20 protein-coding genes are annotated in these 23,726 nt (G+C 49.3%); 16 read left to right on the top strand and 4 right to left on the bottom strand.

Annotated elements, in window-relative coordinates; translation table 11 throughout:
* Positions 1-13 precede the first annotated feature (13 nt).
* The 4 genes from cysD to Z042_RS22675 all read left to right on the top strand — a co-directional run bounded on the left by cysD (position 14) and on the right by Z042_RS22675 (position 3,407).
* A complete protein-coding gene (gene cysD, locus Z042_RS22690) occupies positions 14-922 on the top strand; it encodes a sulfate adenylyltransferase subunit CysD (protein WP_024910438.1) in 909 nt (302 codons plus the stop codon).
* Positions 923-933: 11 nt separating this feature from the next.
* Positions 934-2,373 carry a sulfate adenylyltransferase subunit CysN gene (gene cysN / locus Z042_RS22685; protein ID WP_024910439.1) on the top strand — a complete coding sequence of 480 codons (1,440 nt, stop codon included), beginning with the start codon at positions 934-936 and terminating at the stop codon, positions 2,371-2,373.
* Positions 2,366-2,995 carry an adenylyl-sulfate kinase gene (cysC, locus tag Z042_RS22680; protein WP_024910440.1) on the top strand — a complete coding sequence of 210 codons (630 nt, stop codon included), beginning with the start codon at positions 2,366-2,368 and terminating at the stop codon, positions 2,993-2,995. Before cysN ends, cysC begins: the two co-directional genes overlap by 8 nt.
* Positions 2,996-3,089: 94 nt before the next feature.
* Positions 3,090-3,407, top strand: a complete 318-nt coding sequence (locus Z042_RS22675; protein ID WP_024910441.1) for a DUF3561 family protein — start codon at positions 3,090-3,092, stop codon at positions 3,405-3,407.
* A 49-nt stretch (positions 3,408-3,456) separates the two neighbouring features.
* On the opposite strand, the gene Z042_RS22670 is transcribed toward Z042_RS22675, so the two are convergent.
* The 3 genes from Z042_RS22670 to Z042_RS22660 form a co-directional block, all read right to left on the bottom strand.
* Positions 3,457-4,179 (bottom strand): amino acid ABC transporter ATP-binding protein, encoded by a 723-nt coding sequence (locus tag Z042_RS22670; protein ID WP_024910442.1) that lies wholly within the window; start codon positions 4,177-4,179, stop codon positions 3,457-3,459.
* Complete coding sequence (locus tag Z042_RS22665) at positions 4,163-4,882, bottom strand: amino acid ABC transporter permease (protein WP_045784920.1); 720 nt, start codon at positions 4,880-4,882, stop codon at positions 4,163-4,165. The genes Z042_RS22670 and Z042_RS22665 overlap by 17 nt, the downstream gene beginning before the upstream one ends.
* A gap of 153 nt (positions 4,883-5,035) precedes the next feature.
* On the bottom strand, positions 5,036-5,806 hold the full coding sequence (locus Z042_RS22660; protein WP_024910444.1) for a basic amino acid ABC transporter substrate-binding protein: 771 nt from the start codon (positions 5,804-5,806) through the stop codon (positions 5,036-5,038).
* 386 nt (positions 5,807-6,192) lie between these two features.
* On the opposite strand from Z042_RS22660, the gene ftsB reads away from it, so the two are divergent.
* The 8 genes from ftsB (at position 6,193) to rpoS (ending at position 12,536) form a co-directional block, all read left to right on the top strand.
* The gene (gene ftsB / locus Z042_RS22655; RefSeq protein ID WP_024910445.1) at positions 6,193-6,513 is read left to right on the top strand and encodes a cell division protein FtsB; all 321 of its coding nucleotides are present in this window, start codon (positions 6,193-6,195) and stop codon (positions 6,511-6,513) included.
* A 3-nt stretch (positions 6,514-6,516) separates the two neighbouring features.
* On the top strand, positions 6,517-7,218 hold the full coding sequence (ispD, locus tag Z042_RS22650; protein WP_024910446.1) for a 2-C-methyl-D-erythritol 4-phosphate cytidylyltransferase: 702 nt from the start codon (positions 6,517-6,519) through the stop codon (positions 7,216-7,218).
* A 57-nt stretch (positions 7,219-7,275) separates the two neighbouring features.
* Positions 7,276-7,749, top strand: coding sequence for a 2-C-methyl-D-erythritol 2,4-cyclodiphosphate synthase (gene ispF, locus Z042_RS22645; RefSeq protein ID WP_024910447.1), 474 nt, complete (start codon positions 7,276-7,278; stop codon positions 7,747-7,749).
* Between the two features lie 4 nt (positions 7,750-7,753).
* On the top strand, positions 7,754-8,800 hold the full coding sequence (gene truD / locus Z042_RS22640) for a tRNA pseudouridine(13) synthase TruD (RefSeq protein WP_024910448.1): 1,047 nt from the start codon (positions 7,754-7,756) through the stop codon (positions 8,798-8,800).
* The gene (gene surE, locus Z042_RS22635) at positions 8,781-9,542 is read left to right on the top strand and encodes a 5'/3'-nucleotidase SurE (RefSeq protein ID WP_037405611.1); all 762 of its coding nucleotides are present in this window, start codon (positions 8,781-8,783) and stop codon (positions 9,540-9,542) included. The genes truD and surE overlap by 20 nt, the downstream gene beginning before the upstream one ends.
* Complete coding sequence (locus Z042_RS22630) at positions 9,536-10,162, top strand: protein-L-isoaspartate(D-aspartate) O-methyltransferase (protein WP_024910450.1); 627 nt, start codon at positions 9,536-9,538, stop codon at positions 10,160-10,162. The genes surE and Z042_RS22630 overlap by 7 nt, the downstream gene beginning before the upstream one ends.
* 332 nt (positions 10,163-10,494) lie before the next feature.
* A complete protein-coding gene (gene nlpD, locus Z042_RS22625) occupies positions 10,495-11,484 on the top strand; it encodes a murein hydrolase activator NlpD (RefSeq protein ID WP_024910451.1) in 990 nt (329 codons plus the stop codon).
* Positions 11,485-11,537: 53 nt separating this feature from the next.
* Positions 11,538-12,536 carry an RNA polymerase sigma factor RpoS gene (gene rpoS, locus Z042_RS22620; protein WP_024910452.1) on the top strand — a complete coding sequence of 333 codons (999 nt, stop codon included), beginning with the start codon at positions 11,538-11,540 and terminating at the stop codon, positions 12,534-12,536.
* Between the two features lie 72 nt (positions 12,537-12,608).
* Here the strand turns inward: rpoS and mutS are convergent, their stop codons facing one another.
* Positions 12,609-15,164, bottom strand: a complete 2,556-nt coding sequence (gene mutS / locus Z042_RS22615; RefSeq protein ID WP_024910453.1) for a DNA mismatch repair protein MutS — start codon at positions 15,162-15,164, stop codon at positions 12,609-12,611.
* Positions 15,165-16,185: 1,021 nt separating this feature from the next.
* Here mutS and Z042_RS22610 point away from each other — a divergent pair.
* The 4 genes from Z042_RS22610 (at position 16,186) to Z042_RS22600 (ending at position 23,673) form a co-directional block, all read left to right on the top strand.
* Complete coding sequence (locus tag Z042_RS22610; protein ID WP_045784810.1) at positions 16,186-16,893, top strand: glycosyltransferase family 25 protein; 708 nt, start codon at positions 16,186-16,188, stop codon at positions 16,891-16,893.
* A gap of 290 nt (positions 16,894-17,183) precedes the next feature.
* Entirely contained in the window at positions 17,184-17,486 is a 303-nt protein-coding gene (locus tag Z042_RS25360; protein WP_081758391.1) for an SDR family oxidoreductase, read from the top strand.
* Between the two features lie 642 nt (positions 17,487-18,128).
* On the top strand, positions 18,129-22,709 hold the full coding sequence (locus Z042_RS22605; protein ID WP_024910454.1) for a CHASE domain-containing protein: 4,581 nt from the start codon (positions 18,129-18,131) through the stop codon (positions 22,707-22,709).
* Positions 22,696-23,673, top strand: a complete 978-nt coding sequence (locus Z042_RS22600; RefSeq protein ID WP_024910455.1) for a diguanylate cyclase — start codon at positions 22,696-22,698, stop codon at positions 23,671-23,673. Before Z042_RS22605 ends, Z042_RS22600 begins: the two co-directional genes overlap by 14 nt.
* Positions 23,674-23,726: the final 53 nt, after the last annotated feature.

Below are 23,726 nucleotides of genomic sequence, written 5' to 3'. Positions count from 1 at the left end.
TTAAGGATTGGTTATGGACGGAAAACGACTCACTCATTTGCGGCAATTGGAAGCGGAGAGTATCCATATCATCCGTGAGGTCGCCGCTGAATTCAGCAACCCGGTGATGATGTATTCCATCGGGAAAGACTCCTCCGTGATGTTGCATCTGGCTCGCAAGGCGTTTTATCCGGGGACGTTGCCGTTCCCGTTGTTACATGTAGATACCGGTTGGAAATTCCGTGAAATGTACGAATTCCGCGATCGTACCGCTAAAGAGTACGGTTTCGAGTTGTTAGTGCATAAAAATCCAGAAGGCGTGGCGATGGGCATCAATCCGTTTGTACACGGTAGCGCCAAACATACCGATATCATGAAGACCGAAGGGCTGAAGCAGGCCTTGAACAAATACGGTTTTGATGCCGCTTTTGGCGGGGCGCGCCGCGATGAAGAGAAATCTCGTGCTAAAGAACGCATCTATTCTTTCCGCGATCGCTTCCACCGCTGGGACCCGAAAAATCAGCGGCCGGAGCTGTGGCACAACTATAACGGCCAGATCAACAAAGGGGAGAGCATCCGTGTGTTCCCGTTGTCGAATTGGACTGAACTGGACATCTGGCAATATATCTTTCTGGAAAAGATTGATCTGGTGCCGCTGTATCTGGCAAAACCGCGCCCGGTAGTGGAGCGCGACGGCATGTTACTGATGGTGGATGATGATCGTATCGATTTGCAGCCAGGAGAGGTGATCAGCCAACGTATGGTACGTTTCCGTACTCTTGGCTGCTGGCCGTTGACCGGCGCGGTGGATTCTGCTGCGCAGACGCTGCCCGAGATCATCGAGGAGATGCTGGTTTCCACCACCAGTGAGCGTCAGGGCCGCATGATCGACCGCGATCAGTCCGGTTCGATGGAGCTGAAAAAGCGTCAAGGGTATTTCTAAGGAGCCGCCGGATGAACAACGTTATTGCACAACAAATCGCTGAACAGGGCGGAGTAGAATCGTATCTGCATGCGCAACAACATAAGAGTTTGTTACGCTTTCTGACCTGTGGCAGCGTTGACGATGGCAAAAGTACCCTGATTGGCCGTTTGTTGCATGATACCCGTCAAATTTATGAAGATCAGCTCTCTACGCTACACACTGACAGCAAACGTCTGGGCACTCAGGGTGAGAAGCTCGATTTGGCGCTGTTGGTTGATGGCTTACAGGCCGAGCGTGAGCAAGGCATTACCATTGATGTGGCGTACCGCTACTTCTCTACTGAAAAACGTAAATTTATTATCGCGGATACGCCGGGGCACGAACAGTACACCCGTAATATGGCAACCGGAGCATCCACCTGCGATCTGGCCATTTTACTGATTGATGCGCGTAAAGGCGTGCTGGATCAGACTCGTCGTCACAGTTTTATCGCCACTCTGCTGGGGATTCGCCATTTGGTGGTGGCGGTCAACAAAATGGATCTGGTGGGTTATCAGCAAGCGGTATTTGAGCAATACAAGCAGGATTACCTGACGTTTGCTGAACAACTGCCAAACGCTCTGGACATCAAGTTTGTGCCGCTGTCGGCGCTGGACGGTGACAATGTGGCAACCCAGAGCGAACAGATGCCGTGGTACAACGGGCCGACGCTGTTGGAAGTTCTGGAAACGGTGGATGTGGTCAGTGAGCGGGAAGCGCAGCCGCTGCGTTTCCCGGTGCAATACGTCAACCGCCCGAATCTCGATTTCCGGGGCTATGCGGGTACGCTATCGGCCGGGGTGGTGCGTGTTGGCCAGCGCGTTAAAGTGCTGCCTTCGGGCATAGAATCGACCGTGACACGCATTGTGACGTTTGATGGCGATTTACAGGAAGCGGTTCCGGGCGAGGCCATTACGCTGGTGTTGCAAGATGAAGTGGATATCAGCCGTGGCGATTTGCTGGTGGATGCCAGTGAAACGGTGCAGGCAACGCAGAGTGCGCTGGTGGATGTGGTATGGATGGCGGAACAAGCGCTGTTGCCGGGCCAGAGTTATGACATCAAGGTGGCGGGTAAAAAAACTCGTGCTCAGGTAGGAAGTATTCGCTATCAAGTGGATGTCAACTCGTTGGCACAGCATCAGGCAGAGGTTTTACCGCTGAATGGCATCGGTTTGGTGGAGCTGACCTTTGATGAGCCGCTGGTACTGGACAGTTATCAGAGCAATCATGATACCGGTGGCCTGATCTTTATTGATCGTCTGACCAATGTCACGGTTGGTGCAGGGCTGATCCGTGAAGCATTGCACAACAGTGATCAAGAGGCAGTAGAGGATTACAGCGCCTTTGAATTGGAACTGAATGCGTTGGTGCGCAAACACTTCCCGCATTGGGGAGCGCGCGACTTGCTAAGAGGGAAATCGCGTGGCTGAGACTCAGGTGCGGGCAACCGGGCCAAATGATGAGAATGTGGTGTGGCATCCGCATGCGATAACGCGTGCGGAACGTGAAATACGCAATGCTCATCAAGGCGTGGTGCTGTGGTTTACGGGGCTTTCCGGCTCGGGGAAATCTACCGTAGCCGGTGCACTGGAGCAGGTATTGCACCGGTTGGGGATCAGCACCTATCTGCTGGATGGCGACAATGTGCGCCACGGGTTGTGCCAGGATTTGGGGTTTTCTGATGATGATCGGCGTGAAAATATTCGCCGCGTCGGTGAAGTGGCGAAACTGATGGTGGATGCCGGTTTGGTGGTATTAACTGCTTTCATTTCGCCCCATCGCTCTGAACGGCAAATGGTGCGGGAAATGCTTGACGATGGGCGTTTTATTGAGGTGTTTGTTGACACTCCGCTGGCGATTTGCGAGGCGCGCGATCCGAAAGGGCTGTATAAAAAAGCCCGCGCTGGTGAACTGCGTAATTTCACCGGTATTGATTCGGTTTATGAGGCACCGGTGCAGCCGGATATTCATCTGAATGGCGAACAGTTGGTAACAAATTTGACCACGCAACTGTTAGACGTCCTGCGTAGCCGGGCTATGATCAAATCCTGACTTCAAAAAAGCGTGTGGCGTCTTTTGCCATGCGCTTTTTAATCTCGGCTTGCTGCACTGTGCGCCAAGAGAACATGAATGACCAGGAGGCGCTATGCAAAATATCACGCCAACGTTGGCTGATGCGCAACAAGCACCAGAGGAGCCTACTTACTTTTTTCTGGGTGGTGTCAGTGGATTTGCGTTTTACTGGCTGGCGTTTGCGGTGCCTTTTCTGGCTTATGGTTCCAACACACTGTTTTTTCTGCTCTACACTTGGCCGCTGTTTCTGGCGTTGATGCCCGTGTCCGTTTTGATCGGTATCACCGTTAGCATGTGGCTGCGCAGTAAACTGTTTCTCTCGCTGGGCATAACCGGTGCTGCGGTAATAGGCCTGTTCTGGCTGGTATTCCAGTGGCTGAGTGGCTGGTAATATTTCGCTTCTCAGGCACCGATTCTGCGCTTGAGAAGCGAAATAAAGGTTACAATACTTTGCTGAGAAATGCCTGAGTGCGTGGGTTGGTGGGGTGATTGAAGATCTGTTGTGGCGTGCCTGCTTCCTGAATTATACCCTGATCGATAAACAGCACCCGGTCGGCAACCTCACGGGCAAAACCCATTTCGTGCGTTACCACCACCATGGTCATACCTTCATGCGCTAAGGATTTCATGACCGCCAACACTTCGCCGACTAACTCCGGGTCCAGCGCCGAGGTGGGTTCATCAAACAGCATGATTTTAGGCTCCATCGCCAGAGCCCGGGCGATGGCAACCCGTTGTTGCTGGCCACCGGACAGGCTGCTGGGGTAGGCATCGATTTTATCAAGCAGGCCAACTTTGTTCAGCAACACTTCCGCCCGGACGATGGCTTCGCTGCGCGGCAATTTCTTTACCGCTATCGGTGCCATGATGATGTTTTCCAGCACGGTCATATGTGGGAACAGGTTAAAACGCTGGAAAACCATCCCAACGCTTTCACGCATCTTATTCAGATTGGTTTGCTGGCGGTGAATGGCAAAGCCGTTAACGTCAATCTCCCCCCCAGAGAGCGTTTCCAACGCATTGATACAGCGCAGAAAGGTGCTTTTACCTGAACCAGAAGGGCCGATAATACACACCACTTCATTAGGCGCGATATCGCAGGAAATACCGCACAGCACATGGCTTGCGCCGAATTGTTTTTGCAGGTTATGTACGCGAATCACTTTTACCGAACCTTTTTTCCATATGTTGCACCATCAGCGAAAGCAGGAAGGTGATGACCCAATAGACCAATGAAATGGTCAGGTAGGGTTCCCAATAGGTGGCATATGCGCCAGAAACCGTGCGAGCGGCATAGGCCAGGTCAGCCAGGCCGATGGCCGAAGCCAGTGACGAATCCTTAACGATGGCAATCGCGTTGTTACCCAACGGTGGTAGCATACGACGGAACGCCTGCGGCAGGATCACTTTGCGCATGGTTTTGCCATAGCTCATTCCCAGTGAACGTGATGCTTCCATCTGGCCACGATCAATCGACTGGATACCTGCCCGGAAAATTTCTGATACGTAAGCCCCAGCGTTGAGGGTGATTGCCACTACGCACGACAGGAATGCACCATAATCGGAGCGAAGAGCGCGGGCGAAATCGGTGCTCATCAGGCCGCTGGTGACCAGCAGGCCATCACGCGGATTGATGAACAACGGCACCAGTGCAAAGTGGACAACCATGATTTGTACAAACAGTGGTGTACCACGGAAAGCGCTGATGTAAATGCGCACTGGCCATTGAATGCCATAGTGCAGCAGCGGTTTCCAGATACCGTGTGGCGCTTGTGCCAAACGGCCTAACCCAAGGATCAACCCCCAGGTGGTGCCCAGCAGCACGCAGATGATGGTGCATTTGATGGTCATCAGGGCGCCTTCCATAAATAACGGTGCGTATTCCTGAATGATCTCCCAACGGAAATTCAAGGGGACTTCCTTCTGATTTGTTCTGGCTGCTATACGCCTTCAATAGCGGGATGAAGCAGTGCTGCCTCATCCTGCGTTAGTGGGGCAATGCGGCTAAAATGTGAGAGATTATTGCGCTGGCAGCGTCGGCACGTTGCTGTCAAACCAGGTTTGATAGATTTTTGCGTAAGTCCCGTCGGCAATGATTTTCTTTAGCCCAGCGTTGATTTTGTTACGCAGTTCATCATTACCTTTTGCGACCGCAATACCGAAATACTGGCGCTCGAACTTGGCATCGGAAACCAGTTTGAATTCTTTCTCCGGGTGAGTTTTGATATAGAACTTAGCCACACCCACATCCCCCACGGCGGCACCGATACCGTCTTCGTACAGCTCTTGCAGCATCAGTGGGGTGTTGTCGAAGCGTTTGATTGCGGTGCTGTTTTTGCCTAGTGTATCGGATACAACGATATCACCGGTACTGGAATTCACTACGCCGACTTTCAGCGCTTTCAGCGCCGCGATGGAATCCACCGTGGAGTCTTTCGGCACCACAATGGCCTGTTCAGCTGGGAAGTAAGGCGCTGAGAAATCAACCATCTGCTGGCGTTTATCGGTAATGGTGATACCAGAAATGATGATGTCGCGATCGCCGGAGTTCAGAGTGGCGAAAATCCCTTCCCAGGGGGTGTTAACCAGTTTCACCTGAAAACCTTCGGCTTTGGCAATGGCCTTGATCACATCAATATCAAAGCCTTCCAGTTCTTTATTACTGTTTTCGAATTCGAATGGGCGGTAAGTGCCGCCGGAACCGACTACATACGTCGGCTCGGCCGCGAAGGAAGCGGTAGAAAGAGTGGCTGCCAGGCAGGCACCAATCAGAACTAAGCGTTTTAACATGTCGATCACCCGTGGGTTAAAGGTTATATATTGGACTTGCTTATGCATTCTATGTGCATAAAAATAAGCTTCAATGATTAAAAAAACAATCTTTACCTGACGCTAAAGATACTCATAGTGTTAAATATGCATAATTGTTTTCCCTAAATATGAAAACAGCGGAGAACGCCTTGGGTGGCTAGCCTTGCGGGGCAAAAGGATGAAACCCAGTTGGCAGCAGTTTTTCTATGCGGAACGTGGTTTTTTTGCCGCTTCCGGGTGAAAATAAGATGGTAAACCCAGGAAGTTCTCACCCTTACTCTGAATCTGGCGGCTAAATGCCGCTCCCGGTGTGGAGTCAAACGGGAAGTTGTGGGATGATTAGGCGGTTTTTTCAGGGGGCGGAGATGGGAAAACTTACGCTGCTATTGCTTGCATTGCTCGGTTGGCTACAGTATTCGCTGTGGCTGGGTAAAAACGGTATTCACGATTATGTGCGGGTTAATGAAGACGTAGCGGCTCAACAGAGCAATAATGCCAAATTAAAGGCGCGTAATGACCAGTTGTTTGCCGAGATTGATGATTTGAACGGCGGTCAGGAAGCAATTGAAGAACGCGCACGCAATGAGCTGGGGATGATTAGACCCGGTGAAACTTTTTATCGTCTGGTGCCTGACCAATCCAGACGCAGCGCGGCGTCTTCCACGCAAAATAACGTACAAAAATAACGCATGAATCATTCCGCAAGTTCCTTGCCGCAGGTGATTGCTGTTCTGCCCGCCGCCGGTATCGGTAGCCGCATGCAGACCGATTGCCCGAAACAATATTTAACTATTGGCCATCAGACCCTCCTTGAACATGCGATCCAGGTGTTGTTGCGGCATCCACGGATTTCGCAGGTGATTGTCGCCATCAGTCCTGATGACCATCAATTCCAGATGTTGCCGATTGCCCAGGATCCCCGGGTGCGCACCACGTTGGGGGGGCAGCAGCGTGCCGATTCGGTTATGGCTGGGCTGCAACTGGCAAACGATGCTGAATGGGTATTGGTGCATGATGCCGCCCGCCCTTGCTTACATGCCGACGATCTGGAGCGCCTATTGGCAATTACCGCACACAGTAAAGTCGGGGGCATTCTTGCTGCCCCGGTGCGCGATACCATGAAACGCGCCGAAGTGGGTCAGAATGCTATTTCGCATACCGTTGAACGTCAGGACCTGTGGCATGCCTTGACGCCACAGTTATTTCCGTTGGAATTGCTTAAGCATTGCCTACAGCGCGCGCTGGACGACGGTGTCATGGTGACCGATGAGGCTTCCGCGCTGGAGCATTGTGGCTATCATCCGCTGCTGGTTGCAGGGCGAGCGGATAATATTAAAGTGACTCGGCCAGAGGATTTAGCCCTGGCCGCGTTCTATTTAACCCAGCTATAAGTTGCCGCGAGAGAGCAACTTGAAAAATGGTGGGTATCGACAATTAAGGAGCGCGTCATGCGTATTGGTCACGGTTTTGATGTCCATAAATTTGGCGGCGAAGGGCCGCTGGTGATCGGTGGTGTCCGCATTCCTTACGAGAAAGGTTTGCTGGCGCACTCGGATGGTGATGTCGCACTGCATGCGGCCACTGATGCACTGTTAGGGGCTGCGGCGTTGGGGGATATTGGCAAACTGTTCCCGGATACCGATCCGGCATTCAAAGGGGCCGACAGCCGTGAATTGCTGCGTGAAGCCTGGAAACGTATTCGCGCCAAGGGTTATCGCCTAGGTAACCTGGATGTGACCATCATCGCGCAAGCACCGAAGATGGCACCGCATATTCCCCAGATGCGCGTTTTCCTGGCAGAAGACCTACAGTGCCATATAGAGGATGTCAACGTTAAAGCGACTACCACCGAACAACTGGGTTTTACCGGGCGGGGTGAAGGGATTGCCTGTGAAGCGGTTGCCTTGTTGATCAAGGGGTAGGCGCATGGATATGGCAAATCTGACTTGGCTACATGGTAAACCACAGGCTCGTGGGGTACTGAAAGCCAATCCAGAAGATTTTGTGGTGGTGGAAGACCTGGGCTTTACGCCAGATGGTGAAGGTGAACACCTGTTGGTGAATATCCGTAAAAACGGCTGTAACACGCAGTTTGTTGCAGACAGCCTGGCGAAATTTGCCGGCATTCATGCCCGTTCGGTCAGTTATGCAGGCTTGAAAGATCGCCATGCGGTGACTGAACAGTGGTTCTGCCTGCATCTGCCAGGCAAAGAATCCCCCGATCTCACTCAGTTTTCACTTGAAGGCTGCGAAGTATTACAGGCCGCACGCCATTTGCGCAAGCTGCGCATCGGCACCTTGAAAGGCAATGATTTTACTCTGGTATTACGCCAGATCAGCAACCGTCAAGAGGTGGAGCAGCGTTTGCTGGCGATTGCGGCGGGTGGTGTGCCAAATTATTTTGGCAGCCAACGCTTTGGTCACGGTGGCAATAATCTGGTTATGGCCAGCCGCTGGGCCAATGATCAAATCCGAGTAAAAGAGCGGAGCAAGCGTAGTTTTTATCTCTCTGCCAGCCGTAGCGCACTGTTCAATTTTATTACCAGCCAGCGTTTGGCTAATCAGCAGCAATATACGGTACTGGAAGGTGACGCATTGCAGTTGGCCGGGCGTGGCAGTTGGTTTGTGGCTAAGCCAGAGGAACTGGTTAGCCTGCAACAGCGTTTGGATGCTCAAGAGTTGCTGATTACTGCCCCGTTGCCGGGTGATGGTGATCCGGGTACTGCCGGGGAAGCACTTAAATTTGAACAACAATGCTTGGCGGAACAGCCGGAATTGCTTACGCTTTTAAAACGTGAGCGTGTTGAATCTGCTCGCCGAGCCCTGCTGTTACAACCGCAGAAACTGCTGTGGAACTGGTGGGATGATGTCACCGTGGAATTGCGCTTTTGGTTGCCTGCAGGCAGCTTTGCTACCAGCGTTGTTCGTGAAGTCATACAGCAGGATAACAGTGATGCGGATATTACTGAGTAATGATGATGGTGTTTCGGCTCCAGGTATTCAGGTGCTGGCTAAACACCTTCGCGAATTTGCCACTGTACAGATAGTTGCACCCGATCGTAACCGCAGTGGTTCTTCCAATGCGTTAACGTTAAGTTCACCGTTGCGCGTAATAGCGTTGCCGAACGGGGATATTGCCGTTGAATCGGGTACACCAACAGATTGCGTTTACCTGGGGGTTAATGCTTTGATGCGCCCGGCTCCCGATGTGGTGGTTTCTGGCATTAACGCTGGAGCCAACTTGGGGGATGACGTTATTTATTCCGGCACGGTTGCCGCCGCGATGGAAGGCCGCCATCTGGGTTTGCCGGCGCTTGCGGTGTCGCTGAATGGCCATCAGCATTATGATACAGCCGCTGTGGTCACCTGTAGCCTGTTGCGTGCGTTGCAGCGTGAACCGCTGCGTACCGGAAAAATCCTTAATATTAACGTGCCTGATTTACCGCTTACGGAGATTAAAGGCATTCGTGTGGCTCGCTGTGGCAGTCGGCATCCTGCCGATAAGGTTTTTTGTCAGCAGGATCCGCATGGTCAGAGTTTGTATTGGATCGGGCCTCCTGGGGATAAATTTGATGCTGGCCCAGATACTGATTTCGCGGCAATGGAGCAGGGGTATGTTGCCGTTACGCCTTTGCAGGTGGATTTGACTGCCTATGGCGCGCTAGAGGTGCTGACAACATGGTTAACCAAAATAGAGGTTAGCGGGGAATGGTGAACAAACGCATGCAAACATTGCTGATGCAACTGCGCCAGCAAGGGATCAGGGACGAACGGCTGCTTAAAGCAATCGAAAATGTGCCGCGTGAGCGTTTTGTTGACGAGGCGCTTGAACATAAGGCCTACGAAAATACCGCGTTGCCTATCGGTTCGGGCCAAACGATTTCTCAGCCTTATATGGTTGCGCGCATGACGGAACTATTGAATCTGACACCCGCTTCCAGAGTGTTGGAGATCGGTACGGGCTCCGGTTATCAGACCGCGATTCTGGCCCATTTGGTGCAGCATGTTTGCTCGGTTGAGCGTATCAAAGGGTTGCAATGGCAGGCAAAGCGCCGCTTGAAACAGCTCGATCTGCATAACATTTCCACGCGCCATGGCGATGGTTGGCTGGGCTGGGCATCTCGTGGGCCGTTTGATGCGATCATTGTGACGGCAGCCCCGTTGGAAATTCCGCAGGCGTTAATGGACCAATTGGATGATGGAGGCATTCTGGTGCTGCCAGTGGGTGAGCAAGCACAGATGCTTAAGCGCATTCAGCGTTGCGGGAAGACATTTTCTATCAATGCCGTTGAAGCGGTACGATTTGTTCCGCTGGTGAAAGGTGAGTTAGCCTAATAATAACAGGGCGAAATTTATTGCACTTTCATCAAGTCCGGTTAAGGTTTTAGCGTTTTAGGTTCCAAGGTAATTGTTTTTTGCCGTTGTAATAGGGTGCGGTAGCGCTAATGTGGTAATACTCTGATTGTTTGCAAGCTATTGGGTAACGCATTGGCAGCACTGTTTTTTTGATTCCTTGGCAAGAGATCGCTGGGTGTTCAGGGGTCGGCCTGGGAAAACCTTGCATTGTGGAAACTGAGAAAAATTTCAAGCTCGACTACGATGTAAAGGGTTTTTGGATATATCGCTGATATTGCTGTCATGGGGGAAGCATGAGTACTGGAAGCCCAATGATTACTTTGCGCCGGGTTGCGGTGTGTACGATGTTAAGTTTGTGGTTGGCAGGTTGTTCAAATAATAATTCTACTTCTGCACCGATCAGCAGTGTAAATGGTGATGGAGGTAGCTCGTCTGCTAATGTTGGAGGGAACACCGCTGCGCCGGGGCGTATTGTTTATAATCGCAGTTACAATTCGATCCCCAAAGGAAGTTACAGCGGTAACACTTATACCGTTAAACACGGTGATACGTTGTTCTATATTGCCTGGATCACCGGGAACGATTTCCGTGATCTGGCTCAACGTAATAATATCCCTGAGCCATATAGCCTGGAAGTCGGCCAAACCATTCAACTTGGTAGTGGCTCAACTAACGGCGGCAATGGCGGCATGCTGGCAGCTACGGACGCCACTCGTGGTGGTGTACCTAAGCCACCATCCAGTTCTCAGATACAAACTGTAACGGTTGATTCCCAATCAACTAACGCGTATTCTGGTAACTCGGGTAAACAGAATGTAGGTAAGATGTTACCTTCATCAGGAGCAACTGTGGCAGGTTCAGTCACTGCTCCTGTTATCGCGCCAGCTGCGACACTACCAGTGAGCAGCACCGTCAGTAATAGCGCTCCGGTTAGCAGTTGGAGATGGCCAACAGACGGTAAGATTATTGATAACTTCTCCTCATCGGAAGGTGGGAATAAAGGTATCGATATCGGTGGCACCCGTGGGCAGCCTATTTTTGCTACCGCTGATGGTCGGGTAGTTTATGCAGGCAATGCTTTACGGGGTTACGGTAATCTAATCATCATCAAACACAATGATGATTACCTGAGCGCCTACGCCCATAACGACACAATGCTGGTCCGGGAACAACAAGAGGTGAAGGCGGGGCAAAAAATAGCAACGATGGGAAGCACCGGAACCAGTTCAGTACGTTTGCATTTTGAAATTCGTTACAAGGGGAAATCCGTAAACCCGCTGCGTTATCTTCCGCAGCGATAGATTGGACAGAGTGCGTTGTATTCTGTTCGCGGTATCACGGGTAGGAGCCGCTTATGAGCCAAAATACGCTGAAAGTTAACGAGTTACATGACGATGCAGATTTCGATGAGAACGCCACGGAGGTTGAATCATTCGACGAAAAAGATCTGGCAGAAGAAGAAGCCAGTGAGAATGATTTAGCGGAAGACGAGCTGTTGTCTCAAGGTGTTACCCAACGCGTATTGGATGCAACGCAGCTCTATCTGGGCGAAATCGGTTATTCCCCTCTGCTGACTGCAGAGGAAGAGGTTTATTTTGCGCGGCGCGCACTGCGTGGAGACGTACCGTCTCGCCGCCGCATGATAGAGAGCAATCTGCGGCTGGTGGTGAAAATTGCCCGTCGCTACAGTAATCGCGGTCTGGCGCTGCTGGATCTGATCGAAGAGGGTAACCTCGGTCTGATTCGTGCGGTAGAAAAGTTTGATCCAGAGCGCGGTTTCCGTTTCTCTACTTATGCAACGTGGTGGATTCGCCAGACGATTGAACGGGCGATTATGAATCAAACCCGTACTATCCGTTTGCCAATTCATATCGTTAAAGAACTGAATGTTTACTTGCGTACCGCGCGTGAGCTTTCTCACAAATTGGATCATGAACCGAGCGCTGAAGAGATTGCGGAGCAACTCGACAAATCGGTTGATGATGTCAGCCGGATGCTGCGCCTGAATGAACGTATCACTTCTGTTGATACGCCATTAGGGGGCGATTCAGAGAAAGCGTTGTTGGATATTCTGGCTGATGAGAAAGACAACGGGCCGGAAGACACCACGCAAGACGATGATATGAAGCAAAGCATCGTGAAATGGTTGTTCGAATTGAACGCCAAACAGCGTGAAGTGCTGGCTCGTCGTTTCGGTCTATTGGGTTATGAAGCGGCAACGTTGGAAGATGTGGGTCGCGAGATTGGCTTGACACGCGAGCGTGTTCGTCAGATTCAGGTTGAAGGCTTACGGCGTTTGCGTGAGATTCTGCAAACGCAGGGTTTGAGCATAGAGGCGCTGTTTCGCGAATAAACGTTTATCGACATTACAATAAAAACGGTGGGCGTATGCCCACCGTTTTTTATGTCAGCAATTTTAGCTGGCTTAGACCATGCTTTTCAGCCGGTAGATCCATTCCAATGCCTGGCGTGGTGATAAAGAGTCTGGATCTAAGGTTTCCAGTGCTTCTACAGCTGGTGGAATCTCTTCATTCAACAACGTCATCTGGGTTGCATCTACCGTACCCGCAGCGGTTTGGCTGGAGAGACTTTCCAGTTCACGCAGTTTCTGGCGAGCACGCTTGATCACATCACGCGGCACACCGGCCAGCGCAGCGACCGCCAGCCCGTAGCTCTTGCTGGCCGCACCGTCTTGAACGCTGTGCATAAAAGCGATGGTATCGCCGTGCTCAAGCGCATCCAAATGCACGTTGACGACACCTTCCATTTTTTCTGGCAAGGTGGTGAGTTCGAAGTAATGCGTAGCAAACAATGTCATGGCTTTGATACGGTTAGCCAGGTTTTCGGCACAAGCCCAGGCCAGCGAAAGCCCATCATAAGTAGAAGTGCCACGCCCGATCTCATCCATCAGCACCAGGCTATTTTCTGTGGCATTATGCAGGATATTGGCGGTTTCGGTCATTTCCACCATAAAGGTTGAGCGACCAGAGGCCAGATCGTCTGCCGCGCCGACGCGGGTAAAGATCCGGTCTATCGGGCCGATGAAAGCTTTTACTGCGGGCACAAAACTGCCAATATGCGCCATGAGTACAATCAAGGCTGTTTGGCGCATATAGGTACTTTTACCACCCATGTTTGGGCCAGTGATGATCAACATGCGCCGCTGCGGCGACAGTGAGATCGGGTTGGCGATAAAGGGTTCACTCAGTACCTGCTCTACTACCGGGTGCCGCCCTTCGCTGATGCGGATACCCGGTTGCTCGCTCATGGTTGGGCAAATATAGTTCAGCGTTTCGGCGCGTTCAGCCAGAGTGGCCAGTACATCTAGCTCTGCCAGTGCTCCGGCACTTTGTTGCAGTTCTTCAAGATGTGGCAGCAGCAGATCGAACAGTTCTTCATACAGCCCTTTTTCAATCGCTAATGCTTTCCCTTTTGAAGTCAGTACCTTATCTTCATACTCTTTCAACTCTGGAATGATGTAGCGTTCAGCATTTTTTAGCGTTTGGCGGCGTACATAGTGGATTGGCACCAGGTGGCTTTGCCCACGGCTGACCTGAATATAATAACCATGTACACCGTTGAAGCCGACTTTCAACGTATCAAGCCCGAGCTTTTCACGTTCGCGGATCTCTAGGCGATCCAGATAGTCGCTGGCTCCATCAGCCAGTGCTCGCCACTCGTCTAACTCTTCGTTATAACCGGGGGCAATCACACCACCATCACGCACCAGCACGGGGGGAGCTTCAACAATGGCTCGTTCCAGCAGGTGCTGTAGTTCATCAAACTGGCCAATTTGTGACAACAGCTTTTGCACATGCGGCGTTGCCGTGTTTTCCAGCGATGCACGAATATCGGGTAGTTGCTGGAAAGCGTGGCGCATACGGGCCAGATCGCGTGGGCGAGCGGTACGTAACGCTAAGCGCGCTAAAATACGTTCCAGATCGCCTACCTGGCGTAGCGGTTGCTGCACGTCGTTGCTCAATTCCTGTAGTGCTGCAATAGCTTGTTGGCGGCTGTTTAGCGTGTTGATGTCACGTGTGGGCATATGCAACCAACGCTTCAACATGCGGCTGCCCATAGGGGTAACGGTGCGATCGAGGATCGCCGCCAGTGTGTTCTCGCTACCGCCTGAAAGGTTTTGCGTGATTTCCAGGTTGCGGCGGGTGGCGGCATCCATAATGATGCCATCCTGTTGGCGCTCCATGGTGATCCCACGGATATGCGGTAGTGAGGTGCGTTGGGTGTCTTTGACGTATTGCAGCAGGCAACCTGCGGCACGCAGTGCTTGCTGCGCCTGTTCAACGCCAAAACCGGTGAGATCGCGAGTGCCGAATTGCAGATTTAACTGCTGACGCGCCGTTTCCAGCTCAAATTCCCACAGTGGGCGGCGGCGCAGACCGTGGCGCTGTTCGATCAGAGCCATCTGCTCAAAACTTTCTGGGTATAGAAGCTCTGCCGGATTGGTACGTTGCAGTTCGGCAGCCATGGTTTCAAGGTCTTCCGGTTCGGCAACCCGGAAGCGACCAGAGCTGATATCCAGCGTGGCATAGCCGAAACCGCGCGCATCCTGCCAGATGGCCGCCAGCAGGTTATCTTGCCGTTCTTGCAGCAAAGCTTCATCGGTGATGGTACCCGGAGTGACGATTCGGACAACTTTGCGTTCGACAGGGCCTTTACTGGTGGCTGGATCGCCAATTTGTTCGCAAATCGCGACAGACTCACCGAGCTGTACCAATTTAGCGAGATAGTTTTCCACCGCATGGTGAGGGACGCCCGCCATCGGGATTGGTTCACCGGCAGATGCACCGCGTTTGGTGAGTGAAATATCCAGCAACTGCGATGCGCGTTTTGCATCATCGTAAAATAGCTCATAGAAATCCCCCATCCGGTAGAACAGTAGGATCTCTGGGTGTTGTGCCTTCAGGCGGAGGTACTGCTGCATCATTGGCGTATGGGAATCGAATTTTTCGGTGCTAGTCATAAGATTATCGGTTCCAATCCATTGAATTTAAAATTGATTGTGATTTCGCTGTCATCATTGGGTATCGTGTCATCTCATGAAGAGTCACTCAATCCTACTCGCATAATACGAGTCAAAGTGTGGGATGTGACGCAGGCTAGGGGGAGGTCTTTTCCATAAACGTATAATCTGCATCAGTTGGGTATCCGCTCAGGCAAATCAATTGGTTGGTCATAAAGTAAAGCATAACATGGCAGTTAAACAGGCTGGCAAACCTTTGTTAACCAAATCAGTATGAACGGAGGTTATTAAGACTTTTTTCTATCGCTATACTAGCCCAGTGACCAATATGCTGTCACAGGTAAAAATTGGAAGCATCCCGCAAACTACGCTTGTAATGGCTCGGATGAAGTTGCAAGAACTCAAGAAAATTAAAAATGAAGGGCGTTGTCTTGCCACTGAGTTGAAAGAAGAAAAGCAACGGCCGTTGGAAGAGAGCCATAAATAGCAGTGCTGACGGTACGGGGATTGGTTGAGCTTTATCTCATTGAGCGTATCGAGGCGCGTAAAAGTGCTGGTGGTGAATCCTGCTTGGAGGGCAAATAGTCAGTCTTATGGGTCATGGCCCTCGCAAAATGGCAATGTGTAAATGAAAAAAAACCTCTGCCAGAGCACTTTCGAGAATTTTTTCATCCTGAGACAGGATGATGGTTTTTTTATTTGAGACGATTTATTTCCTATTGTCAGATATTTTCCGGAAGAATCACTTCCGCTTGGATGATACTGCTCTGATTTCCTATTGTTTTTATTTTGGCATGAAAATTGCTAATCCATAGTGTAATTTAAAGTTTAACAATACGTCGTGAAAGGTATTGCTAGCAGCTATACGGTTATTTAGTTTTAACCGAGTGATAAGGGAATATTGATGTGGGTAAAAATATTAGTGGAGAAAACTATTTTACACAAATATGACCTGAGAGCCATATTTGTGTAAGTAGGCAGGTGTTGGAAGTTTTGGGTTAATTGTAAGGGTAATAATATCATGAGTGCTATAAATTGGGATTTTGTTGATAAAGTGATCTTTATAAACCTCAAGACACGTAAAGATCGACGAGTACGCATTATGCGGCAATTAAAATCCCTTGGTGTGTCAAAAAATAAGATTATTCATTTTGATGCGGTTGAATATAATCCTGGATATATTGGCTGTACACTTTCACATATTGCTGTTCTGGAAATGGCGCAAGAAAAAAATTGGGAAAAAATATTAGTTCTTGAAGATGATTTTGCTTTTAATGAGGAAAAAGAAAATTATGAAAACCTTAATCGATATTTTCAGTCATTATCAAAAATAAGCTGGAATGTTGCTTTTTTAGCCGCTAATTATCATTCGGTTACGCCGTTTAAGAGTGTTGATTATATTGTTCGTGTCAATATGGCATGGTGTGCATGTGCTTACATTGTAAACAAATCCTATTATGCAAAACTCATTCATAACTATCGTTCCGGATTGTTAGTGCTTCTTCAAGGGGGAGGTAAGCAGCAGTATGCGTTAGATGTAAACTGGCACAGTTGTATGCAACAGGACTTATGGTTGGGGATCTTTCCCAATAGTGGTTATCAGATTCAAGGTAAAAGTGATATTGAGCAACAAAATGTAGATTACAGGCATCTGTTTAATAAACCTCTGCATGCGATCGTTCCTCCGGTAAAGTTTATGCCTGTAATATCCGATCCTATTGATCGGTAGTGCTGGTCCTTTAGTAGGGGGATGGTGGAGGAATTTTCGATATAAGGGGAAATAGGCTATCGCCAACTTCCGGTTCTGCAATCTCAATTGGTCAGGGATATGGTCACTCCAGTTCCCTATCTCAATTGTAAAGCAACCGATCTTAATGGTGATATACAGCGTAGTATGTTTAAAGAAAGAGGATTTGATGATGTTGGTTTTTAGGATTATTCGCTGGAGGTACGTCAACCGGATGTGGTTTTTTACAAAATCCCTATCATGAAGCCCGGCCTGGAGCTTTCAGAAGCCATATCCTTCACAGTAGAGGTGTTAAAATCGCATATATTCCTTATGCATTATACTCATCTGCTAAGGCTGCTATTGTAAATCTGACGCAGGCATTAGCCGACGAATGGATAGTTGATAATGTGAAAGTTAATTGTATTAATCCGGAAAGAACAGCAACGCCAATGAGAGTCAATAATTTTGGGGTTGAGCCCGCTGATTCTTTGTTAGACCCTAAAGAGGTTGCCATTAAGAGTCTTAAAGTTCTGGCTATGGGGGGTACAGGGAGTGTTATTGACGTCAGGAAAGATAATATCAAGGCAAGTTAACAGAGCCGATGCTGTGGTAACGGCTATTTGTTTGCTGAAAAATGTCTGTTTGAGCTTGCCTTTTGGGAATAACTCAACACGATAGCAATACCCGATTAGTGATTATCTCTGCTTAAAATGCTTCAACGTAATGGGATATTGATTTCTTGGTGTCCTTCAGGCTCCGCTAGCTGGACTGACACTGTTACCAGTTTCAGTCTAGTAAGTTTAAAGGTTATGGTGGTTTTCGCTGCCATATCACATAGCCTCATGAAAAATCACTTAATCTCACTCGCAGAATACCGATCAAAATGTAGGATGTGGCGTAATCTAGGAGAGACCTCTACCACTGGTCTCTTTCAGGCAGGTAATGCAATCGCAGAGTGTTTTTGCGGCAAATTTTGATGGGGGTTCCGTAATAGAGCCGGTAGGCTGTTATACGAGTGCAAAATCGAAGCGTGGTGCCTACACTAAATAATCGGCGGCGCTCCCATGTTGGATCGGGCAGGATATGCCAACAATCTGCTGACTCTACGAATGCGCGATCAACTTGAAGTCGGTTACACCTGATTACAATGGGTTTAGACTCGGGTTTGGGATCAAATCACATAGCAATACGTTGATGTTTGAGTTTATTGCTAGGTATAAGGAAAGTAACGTTATATGGCCTCCCAACAGTCAAATGGAAGTACTCACACGCAAAAAAAGTCCTCTTTCTGGGATAAATATCACTCACAGCAAGCTAACCTCTTGCCACTCTTATTATTTATTGTTGGGGTGATTCTTTCTGGGGCCGGAGCGTGGCGGCTTTATAACGAAATTGAAGCCAATGCCCGAGCTGAGTTTCAACGTAATGTTGAAAGGGTTTCAGGCGAGATCGTCAGGCGCTTTTCCCAGCCGGTGTATGGGTTGAGAGGCGCAAAAGGGACTTACGCGACCAATAATCATTTAAATCGTGAGCAGTTTCGTGCTTATGTCGCATCCCGTGATTTGCCGGTTGAGTTTCCAGGAGTGAGGGGATTTGGTTTCATTCAACACGTTCAACGCAATAATTTGGCTCAGTTTGTTGCGGATGTACGTGCTGATGGTGCTCCAGCGTTTACCATCCATCAGCTCAATGATACGCATTATGACGATCTGTATGTCATCAAATTTATTGAGCCTGCTGATAAAAACCAACAAGCGGAAGGGCTTGATATTGGTTCTGAATCCGTTCGGCGCGAGGCGGCTTTATTGGCGATTAACACCGGCAAAGCTACGCTGTCGGGCACCATTAATTTAGTTCAAGATAATCGTAAAATTCCCGGTGTTTTGCTTTTTGTGCCTGTTTACGCGCATGGAGCCAATCCTGTGACGCCTGCTGAACGGCAGGCATCGTTGATAGGGCTGCTCTATTCTCCGATTGTGATTGCTGACCTGCTACGCAATATTCCTGAATTTATCAATGGGCGCGTGGATATTGAGCTGTTTGACAGTACGCATGACATGTCTATCCAACATTTGATTTTTGATGCTGACGACGATCAGAAACCCGATGTGGTAGAAGAAAAACATCATGCCGAAATTATTAATGCAAGAATATTTCGTAATGTCAGTACATTATCCTTGCCAGGGCGAGAGATGACCCTGGTGGTAAGCAGTACTCCCGCCTTTGAAGCATTGATGGAACGTTATATCGCGTGGCTATTGCTGGCTTTTGGTTTCCTGCTCAGCAGCGTATTGGCGTTACTGTTACGCCAGCAAATCAATGGGCGCTATCGTGCAGAAATGCTGGCACGCAATATGACGGCAGACCTGGAGCGGCTGGCGTTAGTGGCAAAAAATACCTCCAACGCCGTTATTATTACCGATGTAAACCGTCATATAGTTTGGGTTAATGAAGGCTTTGAACGTATCACCGGTTACAGCAGTGCCGAAGTGTTTGGCAAATCGCCTGGCCAGTTACTGCAAAGTGTTAATACCGACAAGCAGGTAGCGGCGGCGATGAAAGCCGCATTGGATGCCGGTGAGTCATTTAATGGTGAAATATTAAACCGTTCTAAGTCAGGTCAGGAATATTGGATTGAATTAGAAATTCAACCGCGTTACAACGAGCAGAATGAACCCATCGGGTTTATGGCTATTGAGTCAGATATCAGTGAGCGTAAAGCAACCTACATGCGGCTTGAAACGGCATTGCGTGAAAATAATGCTTTGCTCAGCACGCTTAATCTGCATGGCATTATTTCTGCTGCTGATAGTAATGGGTTGATCACCGAAGTTAATGATGCATTCTGCAATATCAGTGGTTATCAGCGGGAAGAGTTGATTGGTCAAAACTATCGGCTATTAGACTCGCATACTCATTCCACTGACTTCTGGCAAGCTATGTGGAAAAACATTGCCAATGGCATTTCTTGGCGGAGTGAGATTTGTAATAAAGCGAAGGACGGGAGTCTGTATTGGGTTGATACCACGATTGCACCGTTTAAAAACAGCGCTGGCGAGATTGAACGATATATTTCCATTCAGATTGATATTACCACCAGCAAGAGCCAGCAAGCCAATCTGATCATTGCTCGTAACCAATTGATCCGGGCAGCCGATGTTGCAGAGTTGGGGATCTGGTTTTGGAATATCCCTGATAAAACCTTCTCTTTTGATGAACGAATGAATGAGATTTATACATTGCCTGCGGAGTTATGCAATGTTCCTATCCCTCAGGAATACTGGTATAGCTTGTTGCACCCGGAAGATCGCCCGGAAGTGACTTATGCAGTGAAAATGGCGCTGGAAAGTGAAAATGTTTACCGCCAGGATTTTCGGATTGTTGTTGATAATCAAATACGCTTCATTCAATCGAGCGGGATGGTTGAGCGGGATGAGAATGGTCGCCCGGTTTCGATGATGGGGATAAATCGTGACATCACTCAGCAACGTGAGGATGAGAATACACTGCGGATGGCCAGACAGGCGGCGGAAGAGGCCAATAGTGCCAAATCGGCTTTTCTGGCTACGATGAGCCATGAATTACGCACGCCAATGAATGCCATTTTGGGCATGATGACGTTATTAAGAAAAACAGGGCTTAATAATAAACAGGCAGATTATGCCGTTAAAAGTGAAGCGGCGGCCCGCACCCTGTTACGGTTGCTGAATGACATCTTGGATTTCTCTAAAATTGAATCGGGTAAAATGGTGTTGGAATGTATTCCTTTTGACATTCATACCATGCTGCGGGATTTATCCGTTATTTTGTCCAGCAACCTGAAAGTTAAAAATGTTGAAGTGCTGTTCGATATCGATCCCCGTTTGCCCTCATTTGTTGAAGGCGACAGCATGCGGCTCCAGCAGATATTAATCAATCTTGGGGGGAATGCGCTGAAGTTCACCGAGCAAGGTGAAGTGATATTATTTATCAAAGTGGTGCATAAAGAGAGCGATCGCGTGACGCTGCATTTTGGTGTGCGTGATTCGGGGATTGGCATTGCTCCAGAGCATCAAGAGCGCATTTTCAGTGGTTTTACACAGGCAGAAGCCTCTATTACTCGGCGTTTCGGTGGTTCAGGGCTAGGTCTGGTGATCAGCCAGCGTTTTGTTGCCTTAATGGGGGGAACACTGGAATTAGAAAGCCAGCTTGGCCATGGCAGCCTGTTTCATTTCACAATTACTTTACCGATTCCTGCTCAGCCTCTCCCTGAACAGAAAGCGCCTGAACCGTTGGTAACCCGGGCTCATGCACTTAATCATTTACGTGTATTAGTGGTGGATGATAATCCAACGGCCTGTGATCTGATTAAGCGCATGGGGGAATCATTGAAATGGACTGTGGATGTCGCCACCAGCGGTAATGAAGCGTTGCAATTAATGAAACAACAACGCGAAAAGGGAATTACCTACGGTGCGTTATTTATTGACTGGCAAATGCCGGGGTTGGATGGTTGGCAAACCAGTAAATCCGTACGTGAGCTGATGCCGGAAGACATTGCCCCCATGATAGTGATGATCACTGCTCATGATCGTGAAATGCTATTGCAGCGCAGTGAAGAAGATCAGGCGTTGCTGAATGGTTATTTGGTAAAACCGATAACGGCTTCCATGCTGTTGGATTCCGTGACGGATGCTTTGAGTGAAGGTAAACAACTCGAAACTGTTCAACCCAGATTGCCTGCGGCTTCACACCAGTTATCCGGCGTGAAGTTATTGGTTGTAGAAGATAACTTGAATAACCAGCAAATTGCCCGCGAGTTGTTGGAAGATGAAGGGGCGATTGTTGAGATCGCGAATCATGGGCAAGAGGCCGTTGAGAGACTTCAAGAGGATCCTACCGCTTTCGATGTTGTATTAATGGATTTGCAGATGCCGGTAATGGATGGCTTAAGCGCCACGCAGTATATCCGTACTACGTTAGGCTTGACTGATTTACCTATTATTGCCATGACGGCCAACGCGATGGCGTCCGATCGCGATGCTTGCCTGGCGGCAGGGATGAACGATCATATTGGTAAACCTTTTGATCTGAATAATCTTATCCATACCGTGCGGAAATACAGCAAACAGCCTGAGATGGTGGTAACTCCTGCCAAAGAAAAAGAAAATGCTTCATCGCTAGCAGCGGAATGGAAGGTGGCGGCGGCGGCGGCAGGCATTGAACTGGAGCCGGCGGTCAATCGATTAGGTGGCGACATTGGGCTTTACCAGAAGATGATCGCGTTGTTTGGGGCCGAACTGGCCGATTTTCCAAAGCAATTAGACGCGTTAACGGTGCAGCAGGATTGGCCTGCCGCCTCACGTTTGTTGCACACGATCAAAGGGCTGGCAGCACAGCTTGGCGCAGGCCAATTAGCACAGCAGGCTGGTAAGGGGGAGACATTATTGAGCAGTGCGTCAATACCTGCCTTGGAAGTCATAGACAGTGTATTGAGTGAAGTAAAAAATCACGCGCAGTCCGTTCAGTCAGGGATGGAGGCTTTGAATCTGATATTGCAGGGAAATGTGGTTGATGCCGATTCGGCAGGGGAAAACCTTACACATTCTCTTGATTCTGAACTGAATGCGTTGATACTGCTGTTACAAAATTCAGATATGGCGGCACTGGAAGCGATGAGCACGTTACAGACGACTTTTGGTCATCAGCTTGGTGGGGCATTATCCCCATTAAGTGCAGCGATCAATCAATTGGATTTCGCTTTGGCTATCCAAATAGGTCAATCATTGCTGGGCAGTTCCTCAAGCCAAAGAGATAAAAACGATGACGATAAATAATTCTCTCGACCAAGATCCCGCGATGTTGTTACCGGGTTTGGAGAAACCAAAGCTGCTGATTGTTGATGATCATCCGCTCAATATTCAGATGCTATATCAAGCGTTTTCTGCCGATCACCATGTTTGTATGGCCACTAATGGAAAACAGGCTCTGGAAGTGTGCCTCAAACAAAAGCCGGATCTGGTTTTGTTGGATATCGAAATGCCTGATATCAGCGGTTATGAGGTTTGTGCCCAGCTCAAGGCGCTGCCTGAAACCAAAGATATTCCGATTATCTTTGTCACCGCTCATATCGATGAAGCGACAGAAACCCGTTGTTTTAACGAGGGGGCGGTTGATTTTATCAGTAAGCCGATCAATAGGAACACGGTGAGAGCGCGGGTGCGAACCCACCTGTTGCTGAAGGCTCAATCTGATCTGCTGCGCCAGTTAGTCTATTTGGATGGGCTGACCGAAGTACATAATCGGCGCTGTTTTGATGAGCGGTTAAATCAGGAGTGGATGTTGGCAACCCGCCATCAGACTCCGCTTAGCCTGATCATTATCGATGTCGATTTTTTCAAGAAATATAATGACTTGTATGGTCACCTGGCTGGGGATGACTGTTTGCGCCGTGTGGCAAAAACCATCCAGCAGGCCCTCAAGCGCCCAACCGATCTGGTTGCACGCTATGGCGGAGAAGAGTTTGCCTGCTTGCTGCCCAACACCGAATTGAGTGGCGCAATGAGCGTTGCTGAAACGATAAGATTACACATCATTGAGCAGAAGATCCCTCAGGCGGACACTTCGGTATCCCCTTTTGTCAGTATCAGTCTGGGAGTTTGTAGCCGAGAAGCGGGAAGCACTGGGATGCTTTCTGATTTTTTATCGCAGGCAGATATGCAATTGTACCAAGCGAAGAGAAAAGGCAGGAATCAAACTTGTGGCACCGTTTTAGGCAATATTTCACCGGCTTCTCTGTGATTCAAAGGTAGTGGGTCAGAAAAACAGGGGGGATCGGAGTGAGGCGCGTTGGC

It is taken from the genome of Chania multitudinisentens RB-25 (assembly GCF_000520015.2).
In the GTDB taxonomy this organism is placed as follows: domain Bacteria; phylum Pseudomonadota; class Gammaproteobacteria; order Enterobacterales; family Enterobacteriaceae; genus Chania; species Chania multitudinisentens.
This window is presented reverse-complemented; position numbering and strand designations above follow the sequence as displayed.

What these genes read in the sequence shown, in the direction of transcription:
- mutS (WP_024910453.1), bottom strand. Translation starts at nt 15,164, where the DNA reads ATGACTAGCACCGAAAAATTCGATTCCCATACGCCAATGATGCAGCAG.
- cysD (WP_024910438.1), top strand. Translation starts at nt 14, where the DNA reads ATGGACGGAAAACGACTCACTCATTTGCGGCAATTGGAAGCGGAGAGT.
- Z042_RS22660 (WP_024910444.1), bottom strand. Translation starts at nt 5,806, where the DNA reads ATGTTAAAACGCTTAGTTCTGATTGGTGCCTGCCTGGCAGCCACTCTT.
- rpoS (WP_024910452.1), top strand. Translation starts at nt 11,538, where the DNA reads ATGAGCCAAAATACGCTGAAAGTTAACGAGTTACATGACGATGCAGAT.
- cysN (WP_024910439.1), top strand. Translation starts at nt 934, where the DNA reads ATGAACAACGTTATTGCACAACAAATCGCTGAACAGGGCGGAGTAGAA.
- Z042_RS22630 (WP_024910450.1), top strand. Translation starts at nt 9,536, where the DNA reads ATGGTGAACAAACGCATGCAAACATTGCTGATGCAACTGCGCCAGCAA.
- ispD (WP_024910446.1), top strand. Translation starts at nt 6,517, where the DNA reads ATGAATCATTCCGCAAGTTCCTTGCCGCAGGTGATTGCTGTTCTGCCC.
- ftsB (WP_024910445.1), top strand. Translation starts at nt 6,193, where the DNA reads ATGGGAAAACTTACGCTGCTATTGCTTGCATTGCTCGGTTGGCTACAG.
- Z042_RS22600 (WP_024910455.1), top strand. Translation starts at nt 22,696, where the DNA reads ATGACGATAAATAATTCTCTCGACCAAGATCCCGCGATGTTGTTACCG.
- surE (WP_037405611.1), top strand. Translation starts at nt 8,781, where the DNA reads ATGCGGATATTACTGAGTAATGATGATGGTGTTTCGGCTCCAGGTATT.
- Z042_RS22610 (WP_045784810.1), top strand. Translation starts at nt 16,186, where the DNA reads ATGAGTGCTATAAATTGGGATTTTGTTGATAAAGTGATCTTTATAAAC.
- nlpD (WP_024910451.1), top strand. Translation starts at nt 10,495, where the DNA reads ATGATTACTTTGCGCCGGGTTGCGGTGTGTACGATGTTAAGTTTGTGG.
- ispF (WP_024910447.1), top strand. Translation starts at nt 7,276, where the DNA reads ATGCGTATTGGTCACGGTTTTGATGTCCATAAATTTGGCGGCGAAGGG.
- truD (WP_024910448.1), top strand. Translation starts at nt 7,754, where the DNA reads ATGGATATGGCAAATCTGACTTGGCTACATGGTAAACCACAGGCTCGT.
- Z042_RS22605 (WP_024910454.1), top strand. Translation starts at nt 18,129, where the DNA reads ATGGCCTCCCAACAGTCAAATGGAAGTACTCACACGCAAAAAAAGTCC.
- Z042_RS22665 (WP_045784920.1), bottom strand. Translation starts at nt 4,882, where the DNA reads ATGGAAGGCGCCCTGATGACCATCAAATGCACCATCATCTGCGTGCTG.
- Z042_RS22675 (WP_024910441.1), top strand. Translation starts at nt 3,090, where the DNA reads ATGCAAAATATCACGCCAACGTTGGCTGATGCGCAACAAGCACCAGAG.